The sequence below is a fragment of the Deltaproteobacteria bacterium GWA2_45_12 genome (assembly GCA_001797365.1).
Taxonomy (GTDB): domain Bacteria; phylum UBA10199; class UBA10199; order UBA10199; family UBA10199; genus UBA10199.
Genome location: MGPH01000052.1, coordinates 16,127 through 29,610, shown reverse-complemented (window position 1 = coordinate 29,610; position 13,484 = coordinate 16,127). Strand labels below are relative to the sequence as shown.

Here is a 13,484-nt window from a genome sequence, read left to right as displayed (position 1 = left end):
TCTTATTGCCGAACCCGAAAGGGCCAAAACCGTGCGCGAAAATGCATTGCTCATGAAAAAAGAGCTGGATGCGATGGGGTTTAAAACAGGGCGGGCCGATGCAGCCATTGTGCCGGTAATTATTGCCGATAACATCAAAACATTCATGGTCTGGAAGGAACTTTTGGATAATGGGGTTTATACCAACCCCGTTGTTCATCCGGCCGTGGCCAAGGGCGGAGAAATGTTGCGGACCAGCTATTTGGCCACCCATACAAAAGATCATATCTCCCGCGCCTTGGAAGTATTCCGCAAGGTGGGAAAAATGTTTGATGTTATCTAGGTTGTTTCGACAGGCTCCTATGTTCTCGCTGTGCGAGTAGGCAGGGTACTTTTTGTAAGGGCAATTCATGAATTGCCCTTACCCGGACATGGTGAGCCTAAGTCGAACCATGAACTGTGATCCAAATTCTTCCTGTTCAATCCAAAAAAGATTTCAAAAAATTCCTCCATTTCCCATGGCAGATTTATAAAAATGATCCAGTATGGGTGCCGCCTTTACTGGTTGAAGAAAAAAAGAAATTTTTTCAAAAAACGAATCCTTTTTTTGAGCATGGCCAAGCCCAGCTTTTTTTGGCCACCAAAAATGCGAGGATTGTCGGGCGTATTTCAGCGCACATCGATTTGTTGCACAACAAAACTCACAATGAAAAAACGGGATTTTTTGGTTTTTTTGAATGCATTAACGATGTTGTGGTTTCACGGGCTCTTTTGGATACGGCAGCGCAGTGGTTAAAAAACAAGGGCATGGACAAAATTCGCGGGCCTTTTAATTTTTCCATTAATGATGAAACCGGTTTTTTGGTTAAGGGTTTTGAATATGGCCCCTTTATTTTAACTCCTCATAACCCGGCCTATTATCCCGAGCTTGTTGTCGAGTCCGGTTTTTCAAAAATAAAAGATTTGTTCTGTTGGAAGTATGATTCCAAACGGCCAGTCCCGGAAGTCTCCCAACAAATTGCCGATGTGGTGCATGCTTATCCGGGCCTTGTTGTGCGGCATGTCGACATGAAAAACATGGAACGGGATGTGCGCATTATAATCGATGTGTTTAATTCGGCCTGGAGTAAAAACTGGGGATTTGTCCCTTTAACAGAAAGTGAAATCAAGAAAGCGGTCCAGGATTTTAAAATGATTTTGGAGCCCAGCATTGCCCTTATTGCTGAAGTGAATGGTGTCCCCGCCGCTATTTCTTTGGCTATTCCCAACATGAATGAGGCCATTAAAGATTTAAATGGACGCCTTTTCCCTTTTGGGATTTTCAAACTTTTGTATCGTCTGAAAATGAAAAAAATCTATTCATCCCGGCTTGTTTTATTGGGTATCAAAAAAGAATTTCGATCGGATGTGTTGGGCGCATTGTCGGTTTTGCTTTATACCGAAATGCACAAGAGCTCCCAAAAATTAAAACACTGGGGCGGTGAATTGGGATGGACCCTGGAAGATAATGAAAAAATCAATCGTGGCATCGCCATGATGGGAGGGGATTGTTATAAGATTTATCGGGTTTATGAAAAAAAATTGTAACGGGCGAACACAAGGTTCGCCCCTACCTTACTACAAACCCCCGTGAGGTAATCTTGTCCGGCATGCTTTTGTACTGATTGCTGTTGCAAAACTGGATTCGAACCGCCAGTTTCTGCTTGGGCCATTTTTTATTTTCAGGGATGTGCCAGTAAATAAATCGTGCATCGTTTCTTTTGTTGATCATCACACATTCGGGGATTTCATTTCTTAGGCTGGCCCTGCCAAAAGAGGGGATAAACTGCATCAGCGGTGTCCCGTGTTTTTGCGTCACCAAACCAAAAGTGGGTCTTACTCCAAAAGGGAAATCGCTGATCCCTGACAAAAACATGCGTATGACTTCCCCGGGCTTGTAAATGTCGTATTCTACCGAAAGATAAATATTTTTGTTTTCCAAAGGTTCTTTTGATTTCGGGAGCGCTGTTTCCTGTGTCCAAAAGCGTGGGCGACCGCTGTCAATGTGAAGGGAATGCCCGCTGTAAATTCCAATACCAAAATTATCAAGCTGGCGCACAAAATCCCATATTTTTTGGTGCTGTCCTGAAGCAAAGATAACATCGGTGGCCATACCATCCAAATGATAGCTTGTTTGTGCGGCTGTACGCCCTTTTTCCCGGAGCCTATTGTTGTATTCGGGGCTTCTGTATCCGGAAAGAAGGGTGAGAGGTTTGGAGGGAGTGAATCTGTCCTGAAGATAATCAAGAAAGGAAACAAGTCGCAGGGAAGTATTTTCCCCCAAATTTTTGGAAGGCATGCCAAACATTTGATCTATTTTGGCTTGTTCCGGGGCATTGTAAGTGCCGTTTTCATTTCGGTAGTGAGCCGTGATGAGGGCCCCTGATTTATTTTTTTTGATGGAAAGTGTCCCATCTCCTTCGTAAAAATAACGGCCAGAAGCCCCAGCAGTAGATGAGAGAATTATGGATAAAAGAACAAGCGGGTAAATTTTTGGTTTCATTTCTTCCCCAAACAATTTTAGCAGAACCATCCCCTACAGTAATTCCCATTCTTCCTGATAATCAGGCACAGTGCAAGGCCAGCGAAGTTCATCCTGGATGCGCATACGCAGGGTGTCGCTGGCTATGGGTTCACCATGGACAATAAACGTCATCTTTGGCGGGGATTTAAAATTTTTGAGCCAGATCATCACTTCATCAGCATCGGCATGAGCAGACAGACTGTCAATGGAAGCGACCCCAGCCTTGATGGGGATCATTTCCCCATGGATTTTGATTTGAGGCACCCCACGTAACATGGCCTCGCCCCTTGTTCCCGCCGCCTGGAAGCCGACAAACAGGATCAAATTTTCAGGATAGGGTGCCAGACTTTTTAAATGGTGCAAGACACGTCCCCCGGTCGCCATGCCACTGGCTGAAATAATGATGGCCGGTTTTTTAACTTGGTTGAGGGCTTTTGATTCATCCACTGTTTCAATCATGTGGGCCACTTTTTGAAGCCTGTGGCATTCATCGGCACTCAGGGCATGTTCCCCCATAAAATCAGAAAACAGGGCGGTGGCTTTACTCCCCATGGGAGTATTGAGATAAACAGGAATGTCGGGAATTTCTTTTTCATTTTTTAATTGGGCCAGTAAATGAAGGACATCCTGAATACGCCCCACGGCAAAAGCGGGGATCAGGACAGTTCCCCCTTTTTTGTAAGTTTGAATCAACAGATCTTTCAACGTATCTTTGGGGTTTGTTTTTGGGTGTAGGCGGTTTCCGTAGGTTGATTCAACCAGTAAATAATCGGCATGATCGACGAAGGTGGGGGGCTTCATGGTCAGGTCGTGAAGGCGCCCCAAATCGCCTGAAAAAACAATACACTTATTTTTATCCATCATTTTGACAATACTGGCCCCCAAAATATGCCCTGCGGGCAGGAATTGAATGCTTGTTGCTGCTGAAAGGGCTTGGGGCTTATCCCATGGGACGGGATTAAAAAAAGAAAGAGTCTGTTGGGCTTGGGCTTTAGTATACAAGGGAAGGGCCGGATGGTGTTTGGAAAACTTGTGTCTGTTGGCAAACTCGGCGTCTTCTTCCTGTAAATGCCCTGCATCGGGTAATAAAATATCGCAGAGAGCTTTGGTGCCTTTGGTGGACCAAATGCGTCCTTTAAATCCGTTTTTGACCAAAAGGGGCAAGTACCCACTATGGTCAATGTGGGCATGGGTCAAAATGACTTCTTTAATGGAGGAAGGAGAAAGTGGCAGGGGATTCCAGTTTTTAAGTCGCAGCATCTTAAGCCCTTGAAAAAGGCCGCAATCAACCAAATAATTCGCCCCATCCTCTGTTATGAGAAACTTGGACCCTGTAACGGTCCCCACTCCTCCCAAAAATTTGATTTTTAACATAAGATTACTTTAAAAAGACCCTTTGGATCATTTGTCTGTTAAAAGATATTAAAATATAAAAAGCATTAAAAAAATGTGGCAGTTTAAACAAACATTTTGTAAAGATTAAACCAGATTAATTATTGATAGGGATAGGAGATTTTATGCAAAAACCAGTACAAGTCACTTTCAGGAATTTGGATCGTTCTGAGGCCATTGTTGATATTGTGGAAGAAAAAGCATCCAAGCTGGAACATTATTTTGACCAAATTATCAGTTGCCATGTCGTTATCGAAAAACCACATAAACATCAGCATAAAGGGGAACATTTTCATGTGCGTGTCGATATTAAAGTTCCCAATACTGAAATTGTCACCGGTCGTGATCCCGAACAAGACACTCGTCATGTTGATCTCCATTCAGCCATTAACGATGCTTTTGAAGCCAGCACCAGGCGTCTTAAAGCGCATGTGGATCGCCTTCAGGGGTTATAAACCTGAACCATGAATTTGGACTTTGTTAACACGCTGCTAGACTAAAAGAGGCCCTATTTCTGCAAACTTGTCTTTGACAAAATCAGCACTCTGTAATTCTTGCCTGGGATAAGTGTGGGAAAGGGCACACACCTTCATGCCTGCCCGGTGGGCCGATTCGATGCCTGCCAATGAATCTTCCAGGACAAGACAGGTTTGGGGGATAATTTCCGGATGGTTTTTCTTTAAGTGAGTCAAGGCCAACAGATACCCTTCAGGGTTGGGTTTACCGTGTTTGGTATTGTCGGCACTTACGATGGTTTCAAATTTTTCAAACACGCCAGCTTTTTTCAGGACAAATTCTATTTCAGAATAAAGGGCTCCGGAAACAATACCAAGGACATGAGTGGCCCAAACTTTGTTGATAAAATCAACAACGCCGGGAAACAGTTTCATTTTTTTTTCAATGGTGGGTTGGTAGAGTGAATTTTTTTTGGCGACGAGTTCTTTTAATTTTTTTGGTCCCGGTTTTTTCCAGTTTTTTTCAAAAATGGCTTGGAAAAGACCTTTGTCATCAAAGCCCAAATAAATTTCCCAGTAATCTTTTTCGGTCAAATGGATTTCTTCTTCCAGCAGCACTTTTTGAAAGCATTCAAGGTGGATGGGTTCGTCATCAACGATGAGCCCGTTAAAATCAAAGAGGATGGTGTTGAACATGGTGGTGGATTTGGTAAGGGCAATTCATGAATTGCCCTTACAACTTCTTCACAAAATCCTTCGCAAAATAACTGATGATTAACCGGGCGCCTGCGCGGCGAATGGCCGTGAGTGTTTCAAGAACGATTTGATTTTCATCAATCCATCCTTTTTGCCCAGCGGCTTTAATCATCGAATACTCGCCACTTACCTGGTAGCCAACGACGGGAAGGGTGGTGTTTTGGGAAACATCGCGAATGATATCCAAATAAGGCAGAGCAGGTTTGACAATGATCATGTCCGCACCTTCAGCTTCATCTAATTTTGCTTCACGAAGGGCTTCCCTGGAATTTCTAAAATCCATCTGATAGGTTTTTCGGTCCCCAAATTTGGGGCTTGATTGGGCGGCATCACGAAAAGGGCCATAAAAACCGGATGCATATTTGACCGCATAACTCATGATGGGAATGTGGCTAAAGCCGGTTCCATCCAGTCGCATGCGTATGGTGCCCACACGTCCATCCATCATGTCCGAAGGGGCCACCACATCCGCCCCGGCGCGGGCATGGGAAGCGGCTGTCTGGGCTAATAATTCCAAACTCGGATCGTTATCGATCATTCCCGTTTTTGTCACCACACCACAATGCCCATGGCTTGTGTATTCACATAGACATACATCGGTGATGACCAATAGATCGGGGCATTTATCCTTAATGGCCTTGATTGTCTTTTGAACAATACCGTTGGGATGATAACTTTGGGTGGCATGGGCATCTTTTTTTGACGGAATGCCAAAAAGGAGGATGGATTTAATTCCCTTATTCCAACAATCATGGGCCTCGCGGGCAATGTCTTTTAAAGGCCATTGGAAGTGTCCCGGCATCGAGTCAATAATGGACTTACGACTTAAACCTTCTTTAACAAACAGGGGATAGATTAAATGTTGGGCCTGAATATCTGTTTGAGAAAGCATGGAACGCAATGTTTTATTTTGCCTAAGCCTTCGGGGTCTTTGGATAAGGTTGTTCATAGAAGTCTCATTTCATACTTCTTTATTTTTCTGAAGGCAACTTTTTTGGCCGTGGGTCGTTTTGGAGTGTCATGTTTAATCCTGTTCGAGTTCCCGTAGGAGTTCTTTACGCCCTTATTTCGGCCACCAGTCCAAGGCCTGAGGAACGTGAAGAAGATTCGCCCATCACCCACCTTCAACTTTTGCTTGCCAAAGCATGGGATGGTCCAGGGGCTCTTTCTTTGGAAGAATGGAAGGATGCTCTTAGTCTTCTTAAAACTTACTTTGCTTATTTGGGTGACGAGGTCCTTCGATATTCTGACGAACTCGCTTTCAAGTCATTGGTCGGAACTGAAGATGCCAGGCCCGTGGGTCGTTTTTGGTCTTCTAACGTGGCAGACGCGCTCAAACCCCATCCTTTCGTGGCACTTGATGAACAGACATGCATTCACGCCATTGGGGAAGCCATCAGGATCACGGAGGAAATATTACGGGCCCACGATTCTTTTGAAGAGACGGCAAATCCCCATTCAATTGAAATAAGAATATTAACGGAACGAATAAGAATGATTTTGAGAGAAACACTTTTATTTGTTCCGGATCGACCTCCACGCTTTGTTCCCATGAAGGCAGGATCGTTTACGTTGGGGACAATGGCTGTTGAAAGACTGGTTCGATTGGATCCTTTAAAGCATTGGGAAAATAGCCAACTGGCTTATCAAACCCTCATGGGAGGATTGGTTCAATCTCAAAGTCGAACCTTGCAAGTTCTTAAACCCGGAGTGATGCCTGCAACGGCACAACAAGAATCAGTGGTTGATCCTAAAAGGCCTGGTCCAAAACGGCCTGAAACTTATCCAAGACAACCCCTCCCCAACAGGGGGCCGGCCCACGCCTTCTACCATTCCCTGGCCCGATTTTCGTCGACAGTTCGAAGGGGAGTGAATTCTTTCCATTTTGCCAGGCCTGTTTAACTTTAGACTTTTCATGGTTTACCTTTTGCATACCCAATTCTTTAAGGTTTTACAGTAGAATACTGTAAAGTTTTCTATACACTTGTTTCCAGAAAGTTTAGAATAATTTTCAATGGAAAAAATTGGCAATACCTACCGGCTTTTAAAAAAAATAGGAGAAGGCTGGTCGGGGGTGACCTACAAGGCTTTTGACGAAATCCACGATCGTCACGTTGCGCTCAAAATTTTTCATGACTTGGATCCTCAAGCTGCCAAGCGTGAGCATGCCATCTTGGCAGCACTTTATCATCCTTGCATCGTCGAAGTTTTTGATTTTGGGATGACACCCAAAGGCCAAGCTTATTTGGTAACGGAGATGGTGGAGGGAAAAGATTTCCTCTCCGTTTTACGGAACTCATCCTTCAAGGAAAAGGCGCGGCTTTTTCTCCATCTTGCCCTGACATTGGATTATCTGCATTCCCAAGGGATCGCCCACCTTGATCTTAAGCCACAACACGTCCTCATCCCTGAGGATGCCGGCCTATCTCCATTGAAACTCATCGATTTCGGGCTGGCGATGTCGAAGGTGAAAATCCGCGGACTTCCCGCAGGCACGCTTCAGACCATGGCGCCCGAAATGCTTAAGCAAGGGAAAGTGGATGCGCGGGCCGATTTTTATTCTTATGGTGTGATGATGGCGGAATTTTTTTACGGTATTTTCCCCTATCAAGCGCGCTCGGTGGAGGAAATCATCCACGCGCATCTGTACGAAGAGCCCATTTTCCCCGATTCAAAATCAATCCCCCAAGAAATAAGATCCATCATCCTCGCCTGCCTTGAAAAGAACCCTGCCAAGCGTATGCAACGTGGGCTCGAGCTAGCTAAAGAGCTCAATCTTGCGGCGGGGCTGAAGGAAAATTTGAGCTCTTTCGGTGTTTTTCAAGGCCTTCATCGGGATCAGTTTGTCTATGGGTTGAAAAAATATCTGGGCGACATGGATAAGGCGCTTTCCTTTAAAGAGTTAGGGCCCGATTCGGGGGTGTGGGCGCAAAAATTCAAGGCGCTGGAGCATTATGGAAAATTTTTTCAAGAGATGAAATCCCTCTCGCAAGAAGAGACAGGTTTGAAGAATCGTATCCATTATTTGCGGGCCCGTATGGCGATGGAAAAAGGAGATTATCAATTTGTCTCTTCCCTACCTCAAGCCGATGCTGATTTATCTATCGCCCATGGTTTGGCACACTATTATCAAGGGAAGCGGGCGGATGCTGGGAAATATTTTTATACGGCGTTAAAGCAGGCCAAGACTTCCCTGCAAAAAGGGGACATTTATAATTATTTGGGGATGAATGCTTATGCCGGTGGATCTTTGGATGAGGCGAAAAAACATTTTTCAAAAAGTGAGAATATCCTCAAAAATCTAAATAAAACCCCGTCGTATGTTTCACTCCTTTTAAATCAAGGGGCCTTATCCCAGTATCAGGAAAATCTTGAAGGAGCCCTTGATTACTATGAACGGAGCTTGACGATCGCACGTAACTTAAAACATCCCTATCTCATTGCTACGCTACTTAATAATCTCGCTAATCTCTACATTGGTTTTGGTTCTTCCAAAGCGGCAAAGCCTTTGGTGGAGGAATCTTTTAAAATAGCTGAAAAAATCAAAGCGCCCTACCTCATTGGATATGCTCATTTGATTCAAGGGGATTTGGCTCAACTGGAGGAAGCTCCAGGTTCCGCTTCAAATTTTTACAGAAAGGCCCTCACACTTTTTGAAGATAAAAAATTAAAACGAGAGGCGGAATTGGCACGCAATAATCTTTTTTGGTTGGCTGTGTTTGGTGAAAATAAGGAAGAAGCTCAGAGATGGGCATGGAGACCCCATCTCAAAAAGCTATGGGAACAATTGGAAAAAGGCGTGTGCAAAACTACCTCCGATGCTCTGCCTGAAGAATTGTGGATCGCCATTTTGGCGGTGCAAAAAAAATCTGATCAGACTTCCCTTTTTTCGTTAGTAAACCGTGCTTGTGAGTTGTTCTTGCAAAGAGAGCAGAAAATCCCTTTCGATTTCAGAAAAGATTTGGTCCATGTCCCGTTGTGGAAGAAAATCCTGCATTTAAAATCCCACACCCATGAGGAGGATCCTGTGAAAATTGCCAATTTTAAAAAATTGCTTCAAGTCAACCAAAAGATGGTCACAGAGCATGAAGTGCCGCGCTTGCTCGAATTCATCATGGATACGGTGATTGAAATTGCCGGTGCCGAGCGGGGTTTTCTCATTCTCTCCCCGCATAAGAAAGAAGCCTCTTTTAAGATCAACGTGGCCCGCAACCTTGATCAGGAGACCATTGAAAAGCCAACGTACAAAGTAAGCCGCACCATCGTGAAAAAAGTGCTAGAGGCAGGTAAGCCCCTTCTCACCACCGATGCCGCCAGCGATCCACGGCTCCAATCTTCCCAAAGCATCCAGGGCTTGAAACTCAAATCCCTCCTTTGCGTGCCCTTAACCAACAAAGGGCGTGTCATCGGCGCGATCTATGTGGAGAACCGCTTTCAAAAGGGGCTTTTCACACAGGATACGCTTGAAATCCTTTCTGCTTTTGCCGATCAAGCCGCCCTCGCTTTAGAGAACGCCCGGCTTTACGAAGAAAATCATAGGAAAACCGACAAAATTGAAAAGCTCAACGAGCAGCTCTCCCAACTCCTTGCGCACAAGGAGGTGGAGCTTACGGAGGCGCAAGAGAAAATCTCCCATGGCTTGCGTGTTCTCGAGAGAAAATACGCCTATGACAAGATCATCGGTGTCTCCCCCGCCATGCAAAGGGTCTTCGAAGTCTTAGACCGGGTTACCGAGGGCTCCATTTCCGTTCTCATCACGGGCGAGTCGGGAACGGGTAAAGAGTTGATCGCGCGGGCTCTGCACTTCAATAGCCCGCGAAAAAATGCGGAATTTGTGGCCATCAATTGCTCGGCCATTCCAGGACAGCTATTGGAGAGTGAGCTCTTTGGCCATGTGCGTGGGGCCTTCACGGGGGCGGAACGTGACAAGAAGGGGCTCTTTGAATTGGCGCATGGGGGAACTCTTTTTTTGGATGAGATTGGCGATATGCCTTTGGAACTTCAGCCTAAGTTGCTCCGTGTCTTGGAATCGCGGGAGATAAGAAAGGTGGGCAGCCATCAGAAAATAAGTGTTGATGTTCGCATTGTGTCTGCCACGCATCAGGATTTAAAGGAACTGTGCCGTAAAAAATCTTTCCGTGAGGATTTGTATTATCGGTTAAATGGCGTGATGATTCCCTTGCCCCCTTTGCGTGAGAGAAGGGGGGATATCCCATCGCTCGTCCGCTTTCTTTTAGACGAGATGGCGGGCGCCAAAAAAATCAAGGTGACCGCCGGTGCGATGCGCCTACTTACTGACTACGATTGGCCAGGAAATATCCGTGAATTACGCAATGAATTGGAGCGAGCCCTAAGCTTTGGTGAAAAGGAAATCCTGCCAGCCCATCTTTCGGATTCTGTTGGTAGGGAAAATCCTAGGATTGTCCCTACATCCGGGGGTCTTATCCGCGAGGGCCGCAACCTTTATGAGAAGGAGGCGATACTGGAAGCTGTGAGGCGTTCGGCCGGCAATAAGGTGAAAGCGGCCAAGCGGTTGGGCATTTCGCGCGTGGCCTTATATCAAAAGATAAAAAAACTGGGTATTATGGCCCAAGAGTTGCAAAGTTGATTGTAGGGGCGATTCATGAATCGCCCTTACACGGAACGTTCCCTCCCCCTTGAGGGGGGAGGGCCAGGGAGAGGGTGGCCCAGTGATCACCCTTCCCCTCACCCCCTCCCCTCAAGGGAGGGGGAATATAAAATGCAAAAATTATTCTTCCTCATTTTAATTTTCTTTTCACTCGTAGGGTTTTTCGTTTCTTGCGGCAACAACGCCACGGATACGCCTCCCATTGTTAGCCCCAATGATAGGGAGGATGTTCCTCCTCCTGGGGATGGGGATGAGCCCGCTGTGGATCAAGGTGTGCCAGAATTATTTCCTGATGATCCCGAGGTTAAAAAATGCAACCCCCAAGAGGAGTCTTGCCCTGAAGATACGGCAGCAACCTTAATTCACAGTCTCCCAGAGGCTTTTAGGACGGGCAGTCCCGTGTCGGTTGGTGTTCTATTTCCCGCACGTTTTTGGGGTAAAGCTCCTTTGGTGGGTCCCCCTGTTCTTGGCCATGAAGGTCCTTTTTTAAGCGATCAAATGATGCCTAAGCTGAATGGATCAATAAGCTTTGGTGTTTATATCCATGCCGACGTGACGCCCGGGACCTATACCTTCTACGCCCAACAAGGCGCACGCCGCGCAACCACCACGATCACCATTCTCGATAATGACGAGTAGTGTAAATTTATATTTACACTATTGAGGCCCTTAAGTGTAAATTTTAAATTACACATTTCCATTCTTCTCATCCGCACCTCCGTAAAAAACCAAAGAACCCAGAGCGTTACACCATGGGGCCCTATTTGGCCCGGGGTTTGCTTTAGTTTTAGGTAGTAGGGGGAAGGGTATCAGGAAAACAAGGAGAAATTATGCAAACCAAAAGAAAATATGAGTGTTTTATTGTTCTATCATTCTGCTTCGCGCTTATTTCCTGTGGTTCTTCATCCTTAGGCGTTAAGGAACAACAATTACCCCTTTCAGATGAGTGGCCCGGGGGGACTGTGACGGAATGGGAATCTAAGGAAGGCCTGGAGGAACATTGGTTTCGGGACCCCCACGCCCGCGAAACCAGAGGGGATGAAAGTGACTATGGAAGTTACGAGGAAGTCATGGATGGCCCCGGGATGGCTAATCACGCAGGCATGGGGGCCGGCCAGGATGGGCTAGAAGGCGGTGAGATAGACGATAACGAGAATTTCAGTGATTTTTTGGAATATTCTGAAGCGGCACTTGAAGCCTTTGGGGGAGATTTAATGGTTCATTGGCTTGAAGTGCAGCAAAGGCACATCATTAAAGTGGTTGATGAAAACCATAAATCCGTATCCGATGCTTATGTGGAATTCTACCGCAATGACGAATTGATCACCACCGCAAGGTCCCATTCCGACGGCCGCGTGGCCTTTTATCCCCTTGCTTATGGTGTCCAGGCCGATGTTTTTACGGCCAAAGGGAGTCATGGCGACCATAGAGGTGAAATCGAATTTGCTGCCACCGTTCAATCAGCGGATCTTATGCTTAATGGCCAACAGCCTCCCCCTACCTCTTGTTCGGTTGATGTGGCTTTTTTAATTGATACCACGGGTTCCATGGGTGAGGAGATTGACCGCATTAAAGAGACCGTCAGCTCAATTGCAACGCGGATTTCATTGGATGATGCAAGGCCTCACCTTCGACTGGCCCTAGTTGACTATCGGGATATTGGGGATGAGTATGTGACTCATTCGGTGAATTTCACACATGAAGTTGAGGCCTTTCAAAGGGCCATAAACCGCCTACAAGCTGGAGGCGGAGGGGACATGCCAGAATCGATGAACAAAGCCCTTTTTGAAGCCATGCGTCGCCTTGATTGGAGAAAGGAAAGAGCGACTCGCCTGGTTTTCATCATTGCAGATGCCCCTGCACATTATTACGAGAATGAAGCCTACACCTATGATCAGGCCATGCTTGATGCGATGGTGATGGGGGTGACTTTCTATCCAATAGCCAGCGGGGGAAGCGATCCAATGGCCGAATTTCAATTCAGACAATTAGCTCAATTCACTCTGGGCAATTTCACCTTCATTACTGAAGGGAATGGAAGCCCAGAGGGTAGCGGAGGAAGTGATTATCATGTGAGTCCGGAGGATTTTATTGTTCAAAATTTAGATGACCTCATTGTACGTCTTGCGCAGCATGAGATCTCCAATGCTTGTTCGTACCATTAGAATTTCAGGAGAAAACACTAACCTAAAAAAGGAGAATAAAATGAAAAAAACATTATTTACATTCAGTGGGGTTATCGGCCTCATCCTTTCGCTTCACGCGGCAGGAATAGATCCTGTAGCAGTAAGAGCCGTAATCAACCCAAGGCAGAGTCCCGTTTACTTCGTCGTCGATAAAGTGGCGGGGAAATCCTTCCAGGATGCTGCCGGAACTTGGTGTTGGATAGATGCCGATCCGGACCATTACAACGATATCCTTTCGAATTTGAAGTGTAACGCTGGCGACATCCAAGTTTCGGACCTTCATTTTTATTCCAGCAAGGGTCAATCTTGTTGGGCTTCCGCAATTCCGGTTTGGGAAAACGGCAACTGGAAGGATGTACATGACATCCCCGAAGATTTTGATGCCGATAATTTCCCACGCCGGGATCCAAGAGCCCGACCAGATATGTTAAAGGCGATTATTACTTGCGCCAATCCTGTCGAAGCCCTTCGATAAGACATTTTCAAGTCAAAAACATCCGTTTCCATAACGGGCGTTTTTTTCT

Annotated in this window: 11 protein-coding genes and 1 pseudogene (1 of these 12 cut by a window edge); 8 read left to right on the top strand and 4 right to left on the bottom strand. The window is 45.9% G+C overall.

Going from position 1 to position 13,484, the window contains the following annotated elements; translation table 11 throughout:
- Both A2048_00375 and A2048_00370 read left to right on the top strand, forming a co-directional pair.
- Nucleotides 1-322: pseudogene (locus A2048_00375) on the top strand (hypothetical protein); it begins 818 nt to the left of the window's first position.
- Between the two features lie 116 nt (nt 323-438).
- The gene (locus tag A2048_00370; protein ID OGP08112.1) at nt 439-1,566 is read left to right on the top strand and encodes a hypothetical protein; all 1,128 of its coding nucleotides are present in this window, start codon (nt 439-441) and stop codon (nt 1,564-1,566) included.
- A gap of 22 nt (nt 1,567-1,588) precedes the next feature.
- Here A2048_00370 and A2048_00365 read toward each other — a convergent pair whose 3' ends face one another.
- Together A2048_00365 and A2048_00360 are read right to left on the bottom strand one after the other, a co-directional pair.
- On the bottom strand, nt 1,589-2,551 hold the full coding sequence (locus A2048_00365) for a hypothetical protein (protein OGP08111.1): 963 nt from the start codon (nt 2,549-2,551) through the stop codon (nt 1,589-1,591).
- 3 nt (nt 2,552-2,554) lie between these two features.
- A complete protein-coding gene (locus A2048_00360; protein ID OGP08110.1) occupies nt 2,555-3,916 on the bottom strand; it encodes an mRNA 3'-end processing factor in 1,362 nt (453 codons plus the stop codon).
- Between the two features lie 143 nt (nt 3,917-4,059).
- On the opposite strand from A2048_00360, the gene A2048_00355 reads away from it, so the two are divergent.
- A complete protein-coding gene (locus A2048_00355; GenBank protein ID OGP08109.1) occupies nt 4,060-4,389 on the top strand; it encodes an RNA polymerase subunit sigma-54 in 330 nt (109 codons plus the stop codon).
- A gap of 36 nt (nt 4,390-4,425) precedes the next feature.
- Here the strand turns inward: A2048_00355 and A2048_00350 are convergent, their stop codons facing one another.
- Both A2048_00350 and A2048_00345 read right to left on the bottom strand, forming a co-directional pair.
- Nucleotides 4,426-5,085 carry a hypothetical protein gene (locus A2048_00350; protein ID OGP08108.1) on the bottom strand — a complete coding sequence of 220 codons (660 nt, stop codon included), beginning with the start codon at nt 5,083-5,085 and terminating at the stop codon, nt 4,426-4,428.
- A 37-nt stretch (nt 5,086-5,122) separates the two neighbouring features.
- Nucleotides 5,123-6,094, bottom strand: a complete 972-nt coding sequence (locus tag A2048_00345; protein ID OGP08107.1) for a delta-aminolevulinic acid dehydratase — start codon at nt 6,092-6,094, stop codon at nt 5,123-5,125.
- Between the two features lie 71 nt (nt 6,095-6,165).
- Here A2048_00345 and A2048_00340 point away from each other — a divergent pair, with 71 nt between their 5' ends.
- The 5 genes from A2048_00340 to A2048_00320 all read left to right on the top strand — a co-directional run bounded on the left by A2048_00340 (nt 6,166) and on the right by A2048_00320 (nt 13,435).
- Nucleotides 6,166-7,047 carry a hypothetical protein gene (locus A2048_00340; GenBank protein ID OGP08106.1) on the top strand — a complete coding sequence of 294 codons (882 nt, stop codon included), beginning with the start codon at nt 6,166-6,168 and terminating at the stop codon, nt 7,045-7,047.
- A 2,170-nt stretch (nt 7,048-9,217) separates the two neighbouring features.
- The gene (locus A2048_00335) at nt 9,218-10,753 is read left to right on the top strand and encodes a hypothetical protein (protein OGP08160.1); all 1,536 of its coding nucleotides are present in this window, start codon (nt 9,218-9,220) and stop codon (nt 10,751-10,753) included.
- 15 nt (nt 10,754-10,768) lie between these two features.
- Complete coding sequence (locus A2048_00330; GenBank protein ID OGP08105.1) at nt 10,769-11,413, top strand: hypothetical protein; 645 nt, start codon at nt 10,769-10,771, stop codon at nt 11,411-11,413.
- A 191-nt stretch (nt 11,414-11,604) separates the two neighbouring features.
- Entirely contained in the window at nt 11,605-12,939 is a 1,335-nt protein-coding gene (locus A2048_00325; protein OGP08104.1) for a hypothetical protein, read from the top strand.
- A complete protein-coding gene (locus tag A2048_00320; protein ID OGP08103.1) occupies nt 12,920-13,435 on the top strand; it encodes a hypothetical protein in 516 nt (171 codons plus the stop codon). The genes A2048_00325 and A2048_00320 overlap by 20 nt, the downstream gene beginning before the upstream one ends.
- Nucleotides 13,436-13,484 lie beyond the last annotated feature (49 nt).